An 18991-nucleotide genomic window follows, 5' to 3' on the forward strand; every position below is an offset into this window, starting at 1 on the left:
GCCGGGGGGGCGGCGGGGCCTCGCGCATACTCGGCCGGTCCCCGGGCACGATCCGGTCACGCCGGCGCGGACGACGCCGCCGACCGGCACGCTTTCGCGGGGGCAGGAGGTGGGGCGGATGACGCCGGTCGGGCGGCTCTTCCGCACCAAGCCCACCGAGCGGATCGTGGCCGAGGGCGGTCACGGCGAGGGCGGCGAGCTGCGGCGGACGATGTCGCTGTGGCAGCTCACGCTGTTCAGCGTGGGCGCGACGCTCGGCACCGGCATCTTCGTCATCCTCGGGCAGGCGGTGCCCAAGGCGGGCCCGGCCGTGGTGCTGTCGTTCGTGCTGGCGGCGTTCACGGCGCTGCTGTCGGCCCTGTCGTACGCGGAGCTGGCCGGGACGATCCCGGTGGCCGGCTCGTCTTACTCGTACGCGTACGCGACGATGGGCGAGCTGGTGGCCTGGGTGTGCGGCTGGTGCCTGATGCTGGAGTACGCCGTGTCCGTGGCGGCCGTGGCCGTCGGGTGGGGCGACTACCTCAACGCGTTCCTGCGCTCGCTGGCCGGCTTCGAGCTGCCGGCGGCGATCAGCCGCTCCCCCGGCCAGGACGGCGGCCTGGTCAACCTCCCCGCGATCCTCATCGTGGTGCTGGCGACCTGGCTGCTGCTGCACGGGGCGTCGGAGAGCGCGCGGGCGAACGCCGTCTTCGTGCTGATCAAGGTGGCGGTGCTGCTGTTCTTCTGCGCGGTGGCGTTCACGGCCTTCAACGTGGGCTACCTGACGCCGTTCGCGCCGCTGGGGGTGGCGGGGGTGACCGCGGCGGCCTCGCAGGTGTTCTTCTCCTACATCGGCTTCGACGCGGCCTCCACGGCCGGCGAGGAGGCGCGGAACCCGCGGCGCGACCTGCCGCTGGCGATCATCCTGTCGCTGGCCGTCGTGACCGCCGTGTACGTGCTGGTGGCGGTGGCCTCCGTGGGGGCCAGGCCGTGGACGGAGTTCCACCCGGAGAGCTCGGAGGCGAGCCTGTCGGCCATCGCGGACCTGGCCGCGGGAGCGACCTGGCCGGGGCTGATCGTCTCGTTCGGCGCGGTCGTGGCCATCGCCAGCGTCGTGCTGACCGTCCTCTACGGGCAGACCCGCATCCTGTTCGCGATGTCGCGCGACGGGCTCGTGCCGCGCGTGTTCCAGCGGGTGGACCCGCGCCGGCAGGTGCCGGTCGCCAACACCCTCATCGTGGCCGTGTTCGTGTCGGTGCTGGCCGGGCTGGTGCCTCTGGGGCAGCTCGCCGAGGCCACCAGCATCGGCACGCTGTTCGCGTTCGCGCTGGTCAACGTGGGCGTGGTGGTGCTGCGGCGGCGCCGGCCCGACCTGCCGCGCGGTTTCCGGGTGCCGTTCTTCCCGCTCACGCCGGTGCTGGGGGCCGTCATGTGCGTGCTGGTGATGGCAGGGCTGGCCGGGGTGACCTGGGCGGCGTTCGGGCTGTGGATGGCCGTCGGGCTGGCCTGCTACTTCCTGTACGGCTTCCGCCGCTCACGGCTGAACACCGAGGTGGAGCGATGAGGCTGGGGGAACTGCTCGCGGGGTACGTGCCGGGGCCGCGCGGCCGGGACGGGCTGGCGCTGGCGCTGCTGCTGCGGCGGCGGGCCGGCGCCCGCCTGACGGTCGCGTACGTGCGCCCGCCCGTCTGGTCGCCCCCGGGCCCGGCGCGGGCGGAGGACGGCGCCTGGCGGGCGTACCTGGCCGAGCAGGCCGACGCCGCGCTCGCCGAGGCCCGCGAGCTGGCGGGCGAGGAGGCCGGGTACGTCGTCCACCCCGGCAGGCACAGCGGGCGCGGGCTGGTGGAGCTGGCGCGCAGGCGCTCGGCCGACGTCGTGGTGATCGGCCCGGCCCCCGGCGGCGCCAGGGGGCGCATCTCCGTCGGCAGCACGGCCGACCAGCTCCTGCACGCCTCGTCCGTGCCCGTCCTGCTCGCCCCGCGCGGGTACGGCGACGAGCCGCCATCCGACTTCGACCGGCTCACCGTCGCCTACCGGCGCGGCCCCGGCTGCGACGCCGCGGTCAAGGACGCCGCCCGCACGGCGGTGGCGCTCGGCCTGCCGATGCGGCTGGTGACGCTGGTCGTCGGCCCCGCCCGGCGGGTGCGGGCCGAGGAGGACATGCTGGCACGGCTGCGCGAGCAGGCCGCGGCCGATCTGCGCGCGGCGGCCCGCGGTCAGGCCCGGCGGCTGCGCGTGGAGGTCGAGGTGCTGGAGGGCAGAACGGTCGCGCAGGCGCTCGGCGCGGCCTCGTGGCTGCCCGGCGAGATGATCATATGCGCTTCGAGCGACACCGGGCCACTTCGCCGGGTGTTCCTGGGTGACACCTCACTGAAGATCGTACGAGCCTCGACGCGCCCTGTCATGATTCTCACGCGGCAGCCCTAATCTGGGCACACTCATGGGCATTCTGTGACAAAGTAGTGTTACCTCTGGGACATGAGGGGCGTTTGCGGCGATCCATACCGGACCGGATTCGGCATCTTTTTTCCAATCAGCTTGACCTTCGGCGTCCACCCCTTTACCGTCACTGTGCGTAACCACACCTCGCGGCCTTCTGGGGTAAACCCAGAGCCATGGCTACCGATGGTGCCGAGCCTGGCACCAGACCCCCCGGTGGCTGGGGCATATGCCGCAAGGGAGCACAATCTACTGAGAGCGATACATACGAGAGCCGGGGGGCCACACGATGCCGTCTGAGTACGCAAAGTCGCTGGGTGCACGACTTCGCGCCATCCGTACCCAGCAGGGCCTGTCCCTGCATGGAGTCGAGGAGAAGTCGCGTGGCAGGTGGAAAGCCGTGGTCGTGGGCTCGTACGAGCGTGGCGACCGCGCGGTCACGGTGCAGAAGCTTGCCGAGCTTGCCGACTTCTACGGGGTGCCCGTCTCGGAGCTGCTGCCGGGTGGGGCCGCGCCCAGCCCGCTGGGGCCGACACCCAAGCTTGTGATCGACCTGGAGCGGCTGGCGACGCTGCCGAAGGAGAAGGCCGGGGCGCTGGCGCGTTACGCCGCCACCATCCAGAGCCAGCGTGGCGACTACAACGGCAAGGTGCTGTCCATCCGCCAGGAGGACCTGCGCTCCCTCGCCGTGATCTATGACAAGTCGCCGAGCGAACTGACCGAGGAGCTCATCAGCTGGGGCGTCCTGGACGCGGAGGCCCGCAGGGCCGTCGAGTCCTTCTGACCCCGCGCGGTCGCCCCGCCCCATCGGGGCCGGCCCCCGGCCGTTTGACCCTTCACCCTTGAGGAGCCCGCCACGCCCGGCGGGCTCCTTCGCATTTTCCGGCCTTTCTCCTTTTCCGGCCCATCTCCGGCCCATCTCCGGCTCCGGAGGTAAAGAGTCCTGGACGCGGAGCGTAATCGCATGGATACTCTTCGTGTCAGGCCCTTTCGCCCCCGGGACCGCACTCCGCAAGCACCGCATTCGCCGGCGTGTCTCGTGCTGCCAGGACCGCGTCCACCGGGGGTTCGCAAGAAGGAGAATGTATGCAGGTCAAGAAGCTCCTGACCCTCCCCGTCACCCTCCTCGCGGCGGGCGCGTGCGTGGCCACCGTCGCCGTGGCCAGCACCTCGACCGCCTCCGCCGCCACCGAGACCCGCAAGTCGGCGCTGCCCCCGGGCTACCAGCTCGTCACGCTGCCCAACGCCAACGTCCCCAACTTCCAGCGCCGCACGCTGTACTGCCCCGGCAGCAAGAGAGTCCTCGGCGGTGGCGCCGAGGCCCGGGGCAACGGGGCGATCCTGGTCGGCTCGTTCCCCACCGACGACGGGCGCGGCTGGATCGGCATCGGGCGCCAGATCGGCTACAACGACGTCGGCATCAGCGTCTTCGCGATCTGCGCCGACTAACGGGGGTCAGGTAGCCGAGCGCTTCCCGCCAGGGCCCGCACCCGACCGGCCCTCGGCCGGGAAGCGCTCACCATCTCGACCCGCCCCCCGCCTCCCGGCCCCGCACCATGAACCGCTCACCCCGCAAGCCCCGTTAGCGCCGCAGGCCGTGAGCCCTGTGAGCCCCGTGAGCGCCGGAGCGCCGCAGACCGCAAGCGCCGTGAGCCCGCGAGCCCCCTAGCCCCCTGAGCCCCGCGAACCGCGGAAGCCCGGCGAGCGTATGTGAGGGCGTGAATTGGCGTGTGAGGGCGCGTCAGTTGGCGTGCGCGAGGGCGTGAGTTGGTGGGGGGTGGATTGGCAGGGCGCGGCTGGGTGGCGCGCGGCCGGGCGGGCGTTCTGGGCGTGCGGGAAGAATCCGCCGGACCGCTGACGGGCCTGGCGATCAGGCCGTCCCACGCGTCCCCTCGTCACCGTCACCGTCGGCGGCGGGATCAGGTAGTCAGCCGGCGAGGGGGACGTTCAGTGGTAGTTGGGGCTGGACGGGAACCCCCAGCAGATCCTCGACGGTGGACACGAACGTGTCGGCCTCGGCCAGGATCTCGTCGGCGTCGGCCGCGCTGATCCGGCTGGTCATGCCGGCCTCCGCGGCGGCCCGCTTGGCCGCGGTCACCGAGAAGTAGGCGGCCCACTCGGTCAGGTGCGGCTCCGCCTCGGGCAGCAAATCCCACGCGCTGCGCAGCTTGCGCCTGCGGCTCTCGCCGGGACGGGGACGGGCGGCGAGCATCGCCGCGGCCGCTCTCAGGGCCGCCAGGTGCGCGGCCACGTATCGGGAAGCCGGGGTGCGAGCGGCGCTCGCCTCCGCCAGGCTGGAACGTGCGTCGGCCAGGTGTGCCCGGACCGCGGGCGACAACCGGGGCCCGGGCGTGTCTCTCGGCCTTGGTGCCATCTTGCGCGCCTCCTCGAAATCGTGGGCGGCTGCCGGCATCTCCACCGGTGATGTCAACGCTCTCAGACCCCACCGACATTTCCGCCGGGCCGGCCGGACGAGGAGCTTCCCCTCTCCCCGTCCGGCCAGGACACGCCCGTTCGTCTCCGCCGACGACGAGGACGTGGCCTTCGCCCGTGGAGCCTGGCCGCGGGTCGCGCTTGGGGAAGCGATCACCCGCGACCAGGTCCGCGTGACGCTGAGCCGCGAGCCCCACCGTCACTAGGTCGAACATAATTTCGATCACCCTCTGATGTCAACCGGTTCCACGAACACAGGTTCGATGACCTTGGAGCAATGCAGCTCGGAAGCAGGAAAGCCGCCGTCGCGACGGCGTGTCGCGGCGGCGGCTGCTTCTCGTGGCCCCCTCCCCGGCGGGAGGCGGGCGGGAGACGGGTGGCGTCAGGTGGCGGAGATGGCCCCCGAGGGACACAGGTTGACGGCCCGCCGCACGGCGTCCTCCTGCTCCGCGGGCACCTCGCGCCGCAGGACCAGCACCGTGCCCTCGTCCTCGCTCTGGTCGAACAGCTCCGGCGCCGTCAGCGCGCACATGCCGGCCCCGATGCACACGGTCGTGTCTGCCTTGATTTCCATGGTGATGACCTTTACCAGGTGACAGGGAGGCGGTGCACTCCATAGATGCTCATGTCCGAGCGCATCGGCACCTCCTCCGGAGTTACGGCCAAGCGTAGGCCAGGGAAACGGCGCAGCAGCGCAGGGTAGGCGATGCGCATCTCGGCCCGTGCGAGCTGCTGGCCGAGGCACTGGTGGATGCCGTGCCCGAAGGTGAGATGGCCGGTCGCGGGCCGGGTGACGTCGAGGGTGTCGCCGCCGGGGAAGCGCTCCGGGTCGCGGTTGGCGGCGGGCAGGCTGATCGCGACCGTCTCCCCCGCCCTGACGAGGACGCCCTCGATCTCGACGTCCTCGACGGCGCACCTGAGCGGCCCCAGGTGGATGATCGTGAGGTAGCGCAGCAGCTCCTCGACGGCGGTCTCGGCGATCGAGGGGTCGTCGCGGAGCGCGGCGAGCTGCGCGGGGTTGGTGAGCAGCGCGTACGTCCCGAGCCCGAGCATGTTGGCCGTGGTCTCGTGCCCGGCGATGAGCAGCAGGAACCCGACCCCGGTCAGCTCCTCGTCGGTCAGCTCGCCGCCCTCGATCAGACCGCTCAGCAGGTCGTCGTCCGGCTTCTCGCGCTTGCGCTGGATGAGGTCGTGCAGGTAGGCCATGGTGCTGCCCACGGCGGCCAGCGCGTCCTCGGCCTTGGTCTCCAGGTTGAACAGGACCCTGGCGTCCTCCTGGAAGCGGGTGCGGTCCTCGTACGGGACGCCGAGCAGCTCGCAGATCACCAGCGAGGGGATGGGCAGCGCGAACGCCTCCACCAGGTCGGCGGGCGGCCCCGCGGCCTCCATGGCGTCCAGGTGCTCCTCGGTGATCTCGGCGATGCGCGGCTCCAGCGTCTTCATCCTGCGTACCGTGAACTGCCCGGTCAGCAGCCGGCGGTAGCGGGTGTGCTCGGGCGGGTCGGTACGCAGGAACATGCCGGGCGGCACCCGGAAGCCCTCCCGCTTGGCCAGCTCCATCCTGCCGGGGAGCGGCGGGTGCATCCCCTCCGGCCGGTTGGAGAAGCGCGGGTCGGCCAGCACCGCGCGGGCGGCGGCGTAGCCCGTGACGAGCCAGCCCAGGTGGCCGTCGGCGAAGGTCAGGCGGTGCACGGGAGCCTGGCGCCGTAGCTCGCCGAGCTCGTCGGGTGGGTCCAGCGGGCGCCGCCGGACCATGGGAAGGGTCAGATCGGACATGCCTCGGCTCCTCTCCGGAACGTACTCCCAGAAAACCTCAATGATTGCAAAATTGCAATGAATGAAATAGAACTTCGCATGCAGTACAGTTCGGCCATGGCGGGACTGCGGGAGCGCAAGAAACAGCGCACGCGCCGGGCGCTGATCGACGCGGCGCTCCAGCTGTTCGCGCGCAAGGGCTACGCCGACACGACGCTCGCGGAGATCGCGGCCACGGCGGAGGTCTCCACCCGCACGTTCTTCAGCTACTTCAGCGGCAAGGACGACCTGCTCTTCCACGACGGCGAGGAGCGCATGGAGCGCGCGCTGGCGCTGCTGGCCGGCCGCCGGCCCGGCGAGACGGCCGGGGCACTGCTGCTGCGGCTCGTCGAGGCCGGGTTCGGGTGGGCGCTGGAGGACGAGGCGCTGACGTTCGAGGAGGCCGAGCTGCGGATGCGGCTCATCATGGCCGAGCCCGCCCTGCGGGCGCGGGCGCTGCTGCTGATGTACGACGGCCAGCTCAGGGTGGCCGCGGCCCTGCGCCAGGCGTGCCAGGACGAGCTGGACGAGGTCGAGGCGGCGGCCGCTGTGGGCGCGCTGTTCGGGGCGGTCAAGCTGGCCGTGATGGCGCATCTCGGGCATGACCGGTCGCTGAAGGACATCCAGACGACCGCCCGGCGCGCGGCCGAGCTGGCGCTGGACGGGCTGCGCGCCCTCGACACGCCCCCGGCGGAGGCCCGCCAGGGCGCCACTCGGGCCGCGGGCCGGGTCCCGGTGGAGCCGCCGGGGATGGCAAGCTGAGACCGGTCGGGCGGAAGGGGGGCGCATGGCGGGCGGCCTTGGGCGGCGGATCGGCGTGGCGCTGCTGGTGTCGGGGCCGGTGCTGGCGGTGGCGTACGCGCTGGCCGGGCGGACGGCCGTCGGGCGGGCCGCCGAGGCGCAGGCGCGCGGCCCCGGCTGGCGGGGCGGCCGGATCGACGCCGACGGCCTGACCTCGCTCGGCGTGGACGCCTGGCGGGTGGTGGCGGTGACCGCCCTGGTGGTCGGGGTGACCGCGCTGGCCTACCTGGTCATCGGGCCGCTGCTGGGGCGGGGCGGGCGGGGGCGGACGTTCCTGCTCGTGCTGTCGGGCTTCCTGATCGTGCCGTACGCGCTGGGCTGCGTGGTGGCGTTCGTCAACCCTCCGCGGCTCCTGGGCGGCCTCTACCAGGCAGCCGACTTCGTCGCCGGCCTGCCCGCCTGGCAGCCGGCCACGGCCTTCCTGCTGCCCGCGGCGGGGCTCGCGCAGGCCGTGGGGCTGGCGCTGACGGCCCGCCGCAGGCCCGCCGTGGCCCCGCGCACGCCGGTGCGGGCGGAGGAGCCCCGCCCCGCGTCGTGAGGCCCGCTCACAGCCCTCTGAAGCGGCCCCGTACGTGCACCGGCACGCCCTTGCCCAGCATGCCGGGCAGCGCCTCGGCCACGTTCATCGGCAGCCGGACGCAGCCGTGCGAGGCCGGGTAGAGCGGCACGGAGAGCGCGCCGTGGAAGGCGATGCCGCCGTTGAAGAAGATCGGGTTGTACAGCTCGCCGAGGTAGGACCTGTGCCAGCCGCTGGTGCGCCAGGTGGTCCGGTAGTCGCCGGTGGGGGTGGTGGCCGAGCCGCAGAAGCGCTGCTCCTTGCCCTGCCACACGGCGGTCTCGCAGTACGGGACGCCGCTGCCGGAGGAGATGTGCGTGATCAGCTCGGGCTTCCCGCCGACGTACAGCACCATGATCTGCTTGCTCAGGTTGACCTCGGCGCGGGTCGACCGTCCCCGGGGCACCAGGACCTTGGGGGCTCTGGGGCTCTCCAGCGCGTCCCAGGTGCGCTTGGCGATCGTGCTGGTCGGCTTGATGCCGTTGACCTTCTGGAACGCCCACACGGCGGCCAGCGTGGTGCCGCCGTAGCTGCCGTCGGCCTTGCCGGGACGGTAGCCCAGCTCCGCGAGCCGCCGCTGCACCCAGGTGACGGCCTTGCCCTTGGCGCCCAGTCTCAACGTCTTGCGCGGGGCGGCGACGGGGGCGGTGGTCGCGGGACCGGCCTGCGCGCCCGCGGGCGCGACCGCCGTCGCGGGGGCGGCGAGGTCCCGCGCGGGCAGGCTGGGCACCGCCGTGCCGCATCCCGCGAGCGCGACGGCTCCGGCTGTCAGCAGGGCCGCCATTCCCGGCAGTCGCGAAACTCCCACCCGTACCACCTCTCATGCCGAGGACAACGGATCACAGGACCCTACACCAGTCACCATGAACGGGTAATGAAGCGGTCAACCTGTTTAGAGTGTCCCCATGTCTCAGAAGTTGCCACCAAACGCCGTCGTGGTGCAGTCCGCCCTGCGCGAGCTGGGCGCGGACGGCGAGGTCATCGTGCTGCCGGAGAAGGCGCCCACGGCGGCCACGGCGGCGGCGCAGCTCGGCTGCGAGGTCGGCGCCATCGCCAACAGCCTGATCTTCGACGCCGACGGCGAGCCGCTGCTGGTGCTGACGAGCGGCGCGCACCGCGTCGACACCGCCCTGATCGCCCGTACGGCGGGCGCGGCGAAGGTACGGCGGGCCACCCCCGAGTTCGTCCGGGCGGCGACCGGCCAGCCCATCGGCGGGGTGGCCCCGGTCGGGCATCCCGCGCCGGTGCGCACGCTGGTGGACAACTGGCTGGGCAAGCACGAGGTGGTGTGGGCGGCGGGCGGGCATCCGCTGACGGTGTTCCCGACCACGTTCGAGGAGCTGGTGCGGATCACCGGCGGCGTGGCGGTGGACGTCGAGTAGGGTGCGACGGTGATCGAGTTTCGCGGGGCGGGACCGGCCGAGTTCACCGAACGGCTGGACACGGTGATCGGCATTTACACGGCCGCGATGCGCCCGCCCGCGGACCAGATCGCCGGCCGCAAGACCATCATGCGCAATCACACGACATATCCCTATTTTCAGTGTTATTTCGCAGAATTGCGCGATTCATCCCTTTCGTCGGGCAACCGCGAGAAACCGTACGTCGTCGGCTTCGCCTACGGTTTCCGCGGCGCGCCCGGCCAGTGGTGGCACGACGTCGTGCTGCGGGCGCTCACCGAGCAGTCCGGGCCCGAGGCCGCCCACGCCTGGCTGGGCCACGCCTTCGAGCTGGCCGAGGTCCACGTGCACCCCGACTACCAGGGCAAGGGCATCGGCCGCGCGATGATCAGGACGCTCTGCGCGGGCCGCCCCGAACGATCGGTCGTGCTGTCCACCCACGACCGGCCGACCGCCGCCCGCCACCTCTACGCGAGCCTCGGCTTCGTCGACCTGCTCTCCGGGTTCGTCTTCCCCGGCGGCTACGAGGAGTACGCCGTCGCGGGCCGCCCGCTCCCCCTGCGCTGAACCGTGGTTTGCCGCGTCATGACCTGGGGCATGAACCATCACGGAAAGTGACCGACCCTTTACCGACCGATCCGGTTACCCTGCCGTCATCCGCCCGATCCCCCTGCGGGCGGATGACGGCCCGCTCAACCGCGCAGGGTGGCCGGCTCCAGGCGCTGGAACACCTCGCGGGAGGCGCTGGAGCGGTTGAAGGTGATGAAGTGGATGCCCGGCGCGCCCTCGTCCAGCAGCCGCTGGCACAGCTCGGCGCCGTGGTCGATGCCGAGCCGCCGCACCGCCGCGGGATCGTCCTTGACCGCCTCGAAGCGCGCCGCCACGTCCGGCGGGAACGGCGCCCCCGACAACTGCTCCGAACGCGCGATCGTGCTCATCTGGGTGACCGGCATGATGCACGGGATGATCGGCGTGTCGCAGCCCTGGGCCGCCACCCTGTCGCGCAGGCGCAGGTAGTCGTCGGCCTGGAAGAACATCTGGGTGATCGCGTAGTCGGCCCCGGCCCGGCACTTGCGGACGAAGTGGTCGGTGTCGGACTCGATGGACTCCGAGCGCGGATGTTTGTACGGGAACGCCGCCACCCCCACGCAGAAGTCACCCGCCTGCCGGACCAGGCGTACGAGCTCCTCGGCGTAGAGCACGCCCTCGGGATGCCGCACCCACTCGCCCGTCGGGTCGCCGGGCGGGTCGCCGCGCACGGCCAGGATGTTGCGCACCCCGGCGTCGGCGAACCGCCCCACCAGGTGGCGCAGCTCGCGTACGGAGTGGTTGACCGCGGTGAAGTGGGCCACGGGGGTCAGCGTCGTGTCGTGCGCGATGCGCTCGACGATGTCGACCGTGCGGTCACGGGTGGAGCCACCGGCGCCGTAGGTCACCGACACGAACGTCGGCCGCAGCGACTCCAGCTCCCTGATCGCCTTCCACAGCTGCCGCTCGCCCTCGTCGGTCTTCGGCGGGAAGAACTCGAACGAGAACGTGTGTTTGCCGGAGGCGAGCATGTCGCGGACGGTGGGGACACGTCCCGGCAGGACGGAGGGTCGACCAAGCGCCATGCCCCACAGGTTACAGGCAGCGGGGTGGCCCGCCGAGGCGGCGGATCCGACGGCTCTCGCGCGCCCCGATCGGAAGCGCTCGCACCGGCCACTAGTCTCGGTGTCATGACCACTGACGCCGCGAGCATGGACGTCCTGCGCACGCGGGTTGAGCGTGCCCTGGGCGCCTTCGTCGAACGCCAGCTCCCCGCCTCCGGTGACCCCGACTTCCAGCCGCTCCGCACGGCCGCCGAGGACCTGCTGGCCGGCGGCAAGCGGCTGCGGCCCGCGTTCTGCTACTGGGGGTGGCGCGGCGCGGGCGGCGCGGACGGCCCCGGCATCTTCACCGCCGCCGCCTCCCTTGAGCTGCTGCAGGCCAGCGCGCTCGTGCACGACGACGTGATGGACAAGAGCGACCTGCGCCGGGGCATGCCGGCGGCGCACCGCCGCTTCGAGTCGCTGCACGAGAAGGAGAGCTGGCACGGCTCGGCCGCGCAGTTCGGCGAGGGCGCCGCGATCCTGCTGGGCAACCTGCTGCTGATCTGGTCGGGCGAGATGTGGCGCACCAGCGGGCTGCCCCCCGAGTCGCTGGAGGCGGCCCAGCCCGTGCACGACCACATGCGCACCGAGCTGATGTGCGGCCAATACCTCGACCTGCTGGAGCAGGCCCACGGCGAGAACACCTTCGACTCGGCGCTGCGGGTGGCGCTCTACAAGAGCGGCAAATACTCGGTCGAGCAGCCGCTGCGGCTCGGCCTCGCGCTGGCCGCCCGCGAGCTCGCGCCCTGGATGGACGAGCTGTGCACCGGCTACGGGCGGCGGGTCGGCATCGCCTTCCAGCTCCGCGACGACATCCTCGGCGTCTTCGGCGACCCGGCGCAGACCGGCAAGCCCGCGGGCGACGACCTGCGGGAGGGCAAGCGCACCATGCTCGTGGCCCGCACACTCTCGGCCGCCTCCCCCGGCGAGGCCGCGACCGTACGGCGCCTGCTCGGCGATCCCGGCCTCGACGAGGACGGCGTCGCCACGCTGCGCGGCGTCATCGAGGGCACCGGCGCGCTGAGCGCGTGCGAGGAGCTCATCGGCGACTACCTCGGCGAGGCGCTGGCCGCGCTCGACCGGGCCCCGGTCACCGAGGAGGCGCGGACGGCGCTGAAGGAGCTGGCGATCGCCGCCACGTCCCGCACCACCTGACCGGCCGCGCATGATGGCGCCGGACATGCGAGCGCCGCCCCGCCGGGAGGCGGGGCGGCGCGAGGGTCGGGTGGATGGGTCAGGCCGCCGCGGCCAGGCGCTTGGCGAACTCCGCCGCCGCCGCGCCCGGATCGTCGGCCTCGGTGATGGCGCGCACGACGACGACCCGGCGCACGCCGTACGACATGACCTCGTCAAGGTTGCCGAGGTCGATGCCGCCGATGCCGAACCACGGCCGCGCCTCGCCCAGCGACGCCGCGTGCCGCAGCAGCGACGGGCCGGGGGCCGGGCGGCCCGGCTTGGTCGGCGTGGGCCAGATCGGCCCGCAGCAGAAGTAGTCGACGCCCTCCTCCACGGCCGCGGCGGAGGCCTCGGCAGCGGAGTGGGTGGACCGTCCGATGACGATGTCGTCGCCGAGTATCTCTCGCGCGACCGTCGTGGGAAGGTCGTCCTGCCCCAGGTGGAGCACATCGGGGCGGGCGGCGTAGGCGATGTCGGCCCGGTCGTTGACCGCCAGCAGCTTGCCGTGCCGGTCGCAGGCGTCGCGGAAGACCTCGAGGAGGGCGAGTTCTTCGCGGGCCTCCAGTCCCTTCTCCCGCAGCTGGACGATGTCCACGCCGTTGGCCAGCACCGTGTCGAGGAACTGCGCGAGGTCGCCGCGGTCGCGGCGGCCGCCGGTGCAGAGATAGAGGCGGGCGTCAGAAAGCAAGGGCCTGGGCACGCCGCTTGACCTCGGTGTGACGGCCGGCCCTGATCGCCTCGATGGGCGAGCCTGGCAGCGAGTCGTCTGGGGTGAAGAGCCAGCGCAGGGACTCGGCGTCGTCGTAGCCGGCGTCCTGCAGCACGGTCAGGGTGCCCGGCAGGCCCTTCATCACGTCCTTCCCGTCGAGGAACACCGCAGGCACCTGCGGGGACCCGCTGCCCTCCCGGCGCACGCCGAGGAGCTTGTGATCCTTGAGGAGTTGCTTGGCCCGCCCGATCGGGAGATCCAGGCGCTTGGCCACTTCGGGGAGCGTGAGCCACTCGCTGACGAGCTGGTCGGTCTCCCGGTCGATCTGTGCAACAGAAAGCGTCACGGAACCACAACTACCACATGCCGTGCTTGCTCAAACAACACAATCCCGTAGGGGGACGTCTGGATCTACCAGGCGTTCCGCGTCCAGCCGGGAACCCGCGCCGATGATGCGGCGGCCCTGGACGAGGTCTCTGGGCCGGTCGACGGCGAACACCGCGGCGAGGGAGTCATCGCCTCTCAGCCAGACGGCCGACCACTTGCCCTCGGAGCCGCCGCGGTAGAGCAGGCGCTCGCCCGCGGGGTGGTGGCCGGCGTACTGGACCATGTGCCCGAACTGCTCCGACCAGAAGTACGGCACCGGGTCGTAGACGGCGTCCTCGCCGAGCAGGCTCGCGGCGGCGACCTCGGGGGCGTTGAGCGCGGTGTCCCAGTGCTCGACCCGCAGGCGGTCCTGGAAACGGCGCGACCACCAGGCGGCGCAGTCGCCCACCGCGACAGTGCCGGGCAGCGAGGCGCGCAGGTGCTCGTCCACGACGACGCCGTTGTGCAGGTCGAGGTCGGCGTCGGCCAGCCACTGGACCGCCGGGCGCACGCCGATGCCGGCGACGACCACGTGCGCGTCCAGGAACTCGCCGCCGACCAGCTCGACGCCGCCCTCCTCGACGGAGTGGACCATGGAGCCGAGACGCAGGTCGACGCCGTCGTACCAGCGTTCGGTGCGGGCGCCGATCTCCGGGCCGACCGCGGTGGCGAGCGGCGCGGGACCGGCCTCGACCACGGTGACCGCGCAGCCGGCGCGGCGGGCGGCCGTGGCCACCTCGGCCCCCACCCAGCCCGCGCCGGCGACCACGACACGGGCGCCGGGCACGAGCGCGGCGCGCAGCTCGTGCGCGTCGTCGAGGGTGCGCAGGACGTGCTGGGGGCCGTCGCCGGGCAGCCGGACCGGGTCGGCGCCGGTGGCGATGACCAGGCCGTCGTAGCGCAGCTCGCCCTCGGTGGTCTCGACGGCGCCCGGCCGCAGCGCGGTGGCGGACACGCCGGGACGGAAGGCGACCCGCAGCGCGGCGAGGTCGGTGTCGACGAACGTGGTGTCGGACTCGCCGAGCAGCACGCTCTTGGTCAGGGGCGGCCGGTCGTAGGGGCGGTGACGTTCCCGCCCGACGAGGGTGATCGTGCCGCCGAATCCGCGCCCGCGCAGCGCCTCGACCGTGCGTACGCCGGCCAGGCCCGCTCCCACCACCACGACATGGTCCACGACCAAGACCATAGACGGGTACGGGGCCCGGCGGCCAAGGGGGGCGTGCCTGGCGCCTCCTGCGAGGTCGTAGGCTTGGGGGCGTAGACGCGCGGGAGTCCGGCCGTGACCGGGCTGAGAGGAAGGCTGCCTCGGGCCTTCGACCGCAAGACACCTGATCCGGATCATGCCGGCGAAGGGAGCGCATGGTGGAGGTCATCGTCGGCGGCGGGGTCGTCGGGCTGTCCGTCGCGTGGCGGCTGGCGCGGGCGGGGCGACCGGTCACCGTGGTCGATCCCGACCCCGCGGGCGGGGCCTCGCACGCGGCGGCGGGCATGCTGGCGCCGGTCAGCGAGGTGACCTACACCGAGGAGCCGCTGCTGCGGCTGGGCCTGGCGTCGCTGCGCCGCTGGCCGGCCTTCGCCGCCGAGCTGGCCGCCGACGCGGGGCTGCCCGAGGGGGCGCACGGGGTGGACCTGCGCGCGGAGGGCACGCTCGACGTGGCGTTCGGGGCCGACGACCTCGCGGCGCTGGACGAGCTGGCCGCGTTCATGGACAAGCTGGGGCTCCCGGTGGAGCGGCTGACCGGGCGCGAGTGCCGCCGCCTGGAGCCGATGCTGGCGCCGTCGGTGCGCGGCGGACTGCTCGCCGCCGGTGACGCCTGGGTGGACCCGCGCCGGGTGACGGCGGCGCTGCTGACCGCGCTGGAACGGCGGCACGTGCCGCTCGTCCGCGCCCGGGTCACCGGGCTGCTGCGCGAGGACGATCCGGAGGGCCCGGCCGCCGGGCTGCTGCGCGAGGGCGGGCCGGCGGGCCGGGTCACGGGTGTGCGGCTGGAGGGGGGTGCCGAGCTGGCCGCGACGACGGTGGTGCTGGCGGCCGGGGCTTGGAGCGCCGCCCTGGCCGGGGTGCCGGTGCGGCCGGTCAAGGGGCAGATCCTGCGCCTGCGTTCGCCGCAACCGCTGCTGACCCGGTGCGTACGCGGCTCCGTGCACGGCTCCCCCGTCTACCTCGTCCCCCGGGGCGACGGCGAGCTGGTGGTCGGCGCGACCCAGGAGGAGCTGGGCTTCGACACCCGGGTGACCGCCGGCGGCCTGTACGAGCTGCTGCGCGACGCCAGGGAGCTGGTGCCCGGCGTGACCGAGCTGGAGCTGGCCGACGTGGTCGCGGGCCTGCGCCCCGGCACGCCGGACAACGTTCCGATCGTCGGGCCGGCCGGCGACGGGCTGGTGCTCGCCACCGGACACCACCGGGGCGGCGTGCTGCTCGCGCCTCTCACGGCCGCCCTGGTGGCCGGGGAGGCGGGCGGCGAGGAGGGCGGGCTGGCGGCGTTGTGCTCGCCGGCGAGATTTGGAGAGATCGCATGATGGTGCAGATCAACGGGGCCACGCACGAGGTCGCCGACGGCACGACCGTGGCGCAGGCCGTACGGGCCCTGACCGCGACGACCACCGGGGTCGCGGTGGCGGTCAACGACGAGGTGGTCACGCGCGGCGCCTGGGAGACCACGGCGCTGCGCGAGCGCGACCGCGTGGAGGTGCTGACGGCGGTGCAGGGTGGATGATCTGATCATCGCCGGGGAGAAGTTCTCCTCCCGGCTCATCATGGGCACCGGCGGCGCCCCCTCGCTGGAGGTGCTCGACCAGGCGCTGGCGGCCTCCGGCACCGAGCTGACCACGGTGGCCATGCGGCGGCTCGACCCGCGCTCCCGCGGTTCGGTGCTCGACGTGCTGCGCGAGCGCGACATCAAGGTGCTGCCCAACACGGCCGGCTGCTTCACCGCGGGCGACGCCGTGCTGACGGCCCGGCTGGCCAGGGAGGCCCTCGGCACGAACTGGGTCAAGCTGGAGGTCATCGCCGACGAGCGGACGCTGCTGCCGGACCCCATCGAGACCTTCGACGCGGCCGAGCGGCTGGTGGCCGACGGGTTCGTGGTGCTTCCGTACATCGGTGACGACCCGGCGCTGGCCCGGCGGCTGGAGCAGGCGGGCTGCGCGGCGGTGATGCCCCTGGGCGCGCCGATCGGGTCGGGCCTCGGCATCCGCAACCCGCACAACATCGAGCTGATCGTGGAGGCGGCGTCGGTGCCGGTGATCCTCGACGCGGGGATCGGCACGGCCAGCGACGCCGCGCTGGCGATGGAGCTCGGCTGCGACGCGGTGCTGCTGGCGACGGCGGTCACCCGCGCCCAGCGGCCCGACGTGATGGCTTCGGCCATGAAGGCGGCGGTGACGGCCGGGCGGCTGGCCCGGCAGGCCGGGCGCATCCCACGCCGCCGCTACGCCGAGGCGTCCTCACCCATGACGCCCTGACCGACCGACCGGACACGGGCGACGCGTGGCCGGACACGGGAGACGCGTGGGACGCGCCGGGGCTCGCGGGGCTCCGGCGCGTCGCAGGGGGCACGGCTCGGCATCGGTTTCGGGCGGTCGGGCCCTGCCGGTGCCAAAACGCCCGTAAACTCTGCGGGGTGGATACGACGACTGCGGACCCTCTGGTCGGGCGGCTCCTCGATGGGCGCTATCGCATCGAGAGCCGGATCGCCCGGGGCGGTATGGCGACCGTCTACCTGGCGCTCGACGTCCGGCTGGACCGGACCGTCGCGCTGAAGGTCATGCACCGCTCGCTGGCCGACGACCCGGCGTTCGTCCGGAGGTTCATCGGCGAGGCGAAGTCGGTGGCCAGTCTCTCCCATCCCAACGTCGTGCACGTCTTCGACCAGGGCACCGACAGCGACGTCGTCTACCTGTCGATGGAGTACGTGCCGGGCCGCACGCTCCGCGACGTCCTGCGCGAGCGCGGCAGGCTGCCCGCCCGCGAGGCGCTGGAGATCCTGATCCCGGTGCTGGCCGCCCTCGGCGCCGCCCATCAGGCCGGCATGGTGCACCGCGACGTCAAGCCCGAGAACGTCCTGATGACCGACGACGGGCGGGTCAAGGTCGTGGACTTCGGCCTGGCCAAGGCCATCGAGGCGACCAACCAGACGCGCACCGGCGTGATGATCGGCACCATCGGCTACATGGCCCCTGAGCAGGTGCTCACGGGCGCGGCCGACGTGCGCAGCGACGTCTACGCGGCCGGCATCATGCTGTTCGAGCTGGTGACCGGGCAGCAGCCCTACGACGGCGAGACGCCGATGTCGGTCGCCTACCGGCACGTCCACGACACGGTGCCGCCGCCTTCCGCGCTGGCGCCCGACGTGCCGCCGCTGATCGACACGCTGGTGGGCCAGGCGACCGCGCGCGAGCCGAACGACCGGCCCAAGGACGCCACGGCCCTGCTGGTGGCGGCGGTCGACGCGCACCGCATGCTGCCGCGCACCACGATCCCGCCGACGCCGCAGGCGCAGCCGTACGGACGGGCGCCGGGCTCCGGCCCGGTGCCGTTCCCCGGCTCGGGCGCGATGGCCGGTTCAGGCGCTCTGCCCGCGCCGGGGGCAGGGTCAGGGGCCATGTCGGGGGCGCTGTCCGGCCCGATGGGCGGGTCAGGGGCGCAGTTCCGCCCGCAGCCGCCGTCGCAGCCCAACGACCGCACCGCCGTGCACGCGGCCCCCTCGATGCCGCAGGACGCCCCCGCGCACACGCTCATCCAGCCGCGCGTCGAGGTGCCCGGGCCGGCGCGGCGGCGCGGGTTCCGGCCCAACTGGTTCCTGGTGGCGCTGGCCGGCGTCATGGTCGCGGCCATCGGGCTGACCGGGTGGTTCTTCGCCCAGCCCGACTACATCCAGGTGCCCAGCCTGGTCGGCAGGAACATGGTGCTGGCCGAGCAGAGCGCGGTCAACGGCGGATTCAAGGTCAAGACGGCTCCGGGCCAGTACTCGGAGAAGACCGCCGAGGGCCTGGTGCTGGCCACCGAGCCGGTCGCCGGCACCGAGGTCGAGCGGGGCAGCACGATCACGCTGACGCCCTCGCTCGGCCCCAAGCGCGTGGTCGTGCCCAACGTCACCGGCATGACCGGCAACGACGCCCGCGCCGCGCTCGCCAAGGAAGGGCTCACCCCGGGCTCGGTGAAGCGCCTGCCCAACACGCAGGTCGAACGCGACAAGGTGATCCGCTCCTCGCCACAGGTGGGCGAGAAGGTCAAGGAGGGCGCGCGGGTCGACATCTTCGTCAGCGCCGGCCTGCTGATGCCCGACGTCGCCGGCATGCCGAAGGACGAGGCCGCCGCCTACCTCGGCCAGCAGGGCTTCCAGGTGCAGGTCCAGGAGGTGGACGACGACGCCGAGCCGTGCACCGTCATCGCCCAGGTGCCGAAGGCCAAGTCCGAGGTCGACGGGGGCGCGCAGGTCATGGTCACGGTGGCGCGCTGCCAGACCGACTTCTGGCAGTGGTTCGGCCAGGGCGACACCCAGGCCCGCGACGACCAGCAGCTCGCCATCGTCCCGCAGGTGATCGGCAAGAACGTCAACGACGCCCGCCGCGATCTGGAGGCGCAGGGCTTCAAGGTGCAGGTCCACCGGCTCGGCAACCGCGGCGTGGTCCAGTTCCAGCGCCCGCTCCCCAACAGCGAGCGCCCGGCCGGCGCCACCGTCCACCTCTGGCAGTGACCCTCGGC

The 18991-nt window shown here is 73.0% G+C and carries 21 protein-coding genes and 1 riboswitch; of the genes, 13 read left to right on the top strand and 8 right to left on the bottom strand.

What is annotated here, in order from left to right:
* Positions 1–118 precede the first annotated feature (118 nt).
* The 4 genes from BMW85_RS02310 (at position 119) to BMW85_RS02325 (ending at position 3867) form a co-directional block, all read left to right on the top strand.
* A complete protein-coding gene (locus BMW85_RS02310) occupies positions 119–1543 on the top strand; it encodes an amino acid permease (protein WP_091076179.1) in 1425 nt (474 codons plus the stop codon).
* Positions 1540–2406 carry a universal stress protein gene (locus BMW85_RS02315; protein ID WP_091076182.1) on the top strand — a complete coding sequence of 289 codons (867 nt, stop codon included), beginning with the start codon at positions 1540–1542 and terminating at the stop codon, positions 2404–2406. Before BMW85_RS02310 ends, BMW85_RS02315 begins: the two co-directional genes overlap by 4 nt.
* A gap of 301 nt (positions 2407–2707) precedes the next feature.
* On the top strand, positions 2708–3202 hold the full coding sequence (gene bldD, locus BMW85_RS02320) for a transcriptional regulator BldD (protein WP_026214021.1): 495 nt from the start codon (positions 2708–2710) through the stop codon (positions 3200–3202).
* Positions 3203–3504: 302 nt separating this feature from the next.
* Positions 3505–3867, top strand: a complete 363-nt coding sequence (locus tag BMW85_RS02325; RefSeq protein WP_091076184.1) for a hypothetical protein — start codon at positions 3505–3507, stop codon at positions 3865–3867.
* Between the two features lie 478 nt (positions 3868–4345).
* Here BMW85_RS02325 and BMW85_RS02330 read toward each other — a convergent pair whose 3' ends face one another.
* The 3 genes from BMW85_RS02330 to BMW85_RS02340 form a co-directional block, all read right to left on the bottom strand.
* Positions 4346–4792: an SAV_6107 family HEPN domain-containing protein gene (locus BMW85_RS02330; protein ID WP_091077147.1), complete on the bottom strand. Its 447-nt coding sequence runs from the start codon at positions 4790–4792 to the stop codon at positions 4346–4348.
* A gap of 441 nt (positions 4793–5233) precedes the next feature.
* Positions 5234–5425, bottom strand: a complete 192-nt coding sequence (locus BMW85_RS02335; RefSeq protein WP_091076186.1) for a ferredoxin — start codon at positions 5423–5425, stop codon at positions 5234–5236.
* An 11-nt stretch (positions 5426–5436) separates the two neighbouring features.
* The gene (locus BMW85_RS02340) at positions 5437–6627 is read right to left on the bottom strand and encodes a cytochrome P450 (RefSeq protein WP_091076189.1); all 1191 of its coding nucleotides are present in this window, start codon (positions 6625–6627) and stop codon (positions 5437–5439) included.
* Between the two features lie 96 nt (positions 6628–6723).
* On the opposite strand from BMW85_RS02340, the gene BMW85_RS51785 reads away from it, so the two are divergent.
* Positions 6724–7407 (top strand): TetR/AcrR family transcriptional regulator, encoded by a 684-nt coding sequence (locus BMW85_RS51785; protein ID WP_091077150.1) that lies wholly within the window; start codon positions 6724–6726, stop codon positions 7405–7407.
* A gap of 25 nt (positions 7408–7432) precedes the next feature.
* A complete protein-coding gene (locus BMW85_RS02350) occupies positions 7433–7984 on the top strand; it encodes a hypothetical protein (protein WP_091076192.1) in 552 nt (183 codons plus the stop codon).
* Positions 7985–7991: 7 nt separating this feature from the next.
* Here the strand turns inward: BMW85_RS02350 and BMW85_RS02355 are convergent, their stop codons facing one another.
* Positions 7992–8810: a L,D-transpeptidase family protein gene (locus tag BMW85_RS02355; RefSeq protein ID WP_245774562.1), complete on the bottom strand. Its 819-nt coding sequence runs from the start codon at positions 8808–8810 to the stop codon at positions 7992–7994.
* Positions 8811–8907: 97 nt separating this feature from the next.
* Between BMW85_RS02355 and BMW85_RS02360 the strand changes: the two genes are divergently transcribed.
* Together BMW85_RS02360 and BMW85_RS02365 are read left to right on the top strand one after the other, a co-directional pair.
* A complete protein-coding gene (locus tag BMW85_RS02360) occupies positions 8908–9384 on the top strand; it encodes a YbaK/EbsC family protein (RefSeq protein ID WP_091076197.1) in 477 nt (158 codons plus the stop codon).
* A gap of 9 nt (positions 9385–9393) precedes the next feature.
* Positions 9394–9969, top strand: a complete 576-nt coding sequence (locus BMW85_RS02365; protein ID WP_091076199.1) for a GNAT family N-acetyltransferase — start codon at positions 9394–9396, stop codon at positions 9967–9969.
* 125 nt (positions 9970–10094) lie between these two features.
* Here the strand turns inward: BMW85_RS02365 and metF are convergent, their stop codons facing one another.
* The gene (gene metF, locus BMW85_RS02370) at positions 10095–11015 is read right to left on the bottom strand and encodes a methylenetetrahydrofolate reductase [NAD(P)H] (protein ID WP_091076201.1); all 921 of its coding nucleotides are present in this window, start codon (positions 11013–11015) and stop codon (positions 10095–10097) included.
* Positions 11016–11120: 105 nt separating this feature from the next.
* Here metF and BMW85_RS02375 point away from each other — a divergent pair, with 105 nt between their 5' ends.
* Positions 11121–12188, top strand: coding sequence for a polyprenyl synthetase family protein (locus BMW85_RS02375; RefSeq protein WP_177240455.1), 1068 nt, complete (start codon positions 11121–11123; stop codon positions 12186–12188).
* Between the two features lie 79 nt (positions 12189–12267).
* On the opposite strand, the gene thiE is transcribed toward BMW85_RS02375, so the two are convergent.
* From thiE to BMW85_RS02390, 3 genes are read right to left on the bottom strand one after another with little or no spacing between them, the layout of a single operon-like run.
* Complete coding sequence (gene thiE / locus BMW85_RS02380) at positions 12268–12909, bottom strand: thiamine phosphate synthase (RefSeq protein ID WP_091076203.1); 642 nt, start codon at positions 12907–12909, stop codon at positions 12268–12270.
* Positions 12887–13264, bottom strand: a complete 378-nt coding sequence (locus BMW85_RS02385) for an Rv2175c family DNA-binding protein (RefSeq protein ID WP_091076205.1) — start codon at positions 13262–13264, stop codon at positions 12887–12889. Before BMW85_RS02385 ends, thiE begins: the two co-directional genes overlap by 23 nt.
* A gap of 30 nt (positions 13265–13294) precedes the next feature.
* The gene (locus tag BMW85_RS02390; RefSeq protein ID WP_245774563.1) at positions 13295–14458 is read right to left on the bottom strand and encodes an NAD(P)/FAD-dependent oxidoreductase; all 1164 of its coding nucleotides are present in this window, start codon (positions 14456–14458) and stop codon (positions 13295–13297) included.
* 81 nt (positions 14459–14539) lie between these two features.
* Positions 14540–14656: riboswitch (TPP riboswitch) on the top strand.
* Here BMW85_RS02390 and BMW85_RS02395 point away from each other — a divergent pair.
* From BMW85_RS02395 to BMW85_RS02410, 4 genes are all read left to right on the top strand, one after another.
* Complete coding sequence (locus BMW85_RS02395) at positions 14644–15804, top strand: FAD-dependent oxidoreductase (RefSeq protein WP_091076210.1); 1161 nt, start codon at positions 14644–14646, stop codon at positions 15802–15804. (Overlaps the previous riboswitch by 13 nt.)
* Positions 15801–16001 carry a sulfur carrier protein ThiS gene (thiS, locus tag BMW85_RS02400; RefSeq protein WP_091076213.1) on the top strand — a complete coding sequence of 67 codons (201 nt, stop codon included), beginning with the start codon at positions 15801–15803 and terminating at the stop codon, positions 15999–16001. The genes BMW85_RS02395 and thiS overlap by 4 nt, the downstream gene beginning before the upstream one ends.
* Positions 15994–16749, top strand: coding sequence for a thiazole synthase (locus BMW85_RS02405; protein ID WP_091076215.1), 756 nt, complete (start codon positions 15994–15996; stop codon positions 16747–16749). Before thiS ends, BMW85_RS02405 begins: the two co-directional genes overlap by 8 nt.
* Positions 16750–16907: 158 nt before the next feature.
* Positions 16908–18983: a Stk1 family PASTA domain-containing Ser/Thr kinase gene (locus tag BMW85_RS02410; protein ID WP_091076217.1), complete on the top strand. Its 2076-nt coding sequence runs from the start codon at positions 16908–16910 to the stop codon at positions 18981–18983.
* Positions 18984–18991: the final 8 nt, after the last annotated feature.

The organism is Nonomuraea wenchangensis, from assembly GCF_900111685.1.
Lineage (GTDB): Bacteria > Actinomycetota > Actinomycetes > Streptosporangiales > Streptosporangiaceae > Nonomuraea > Nonomuraea wenchangensis.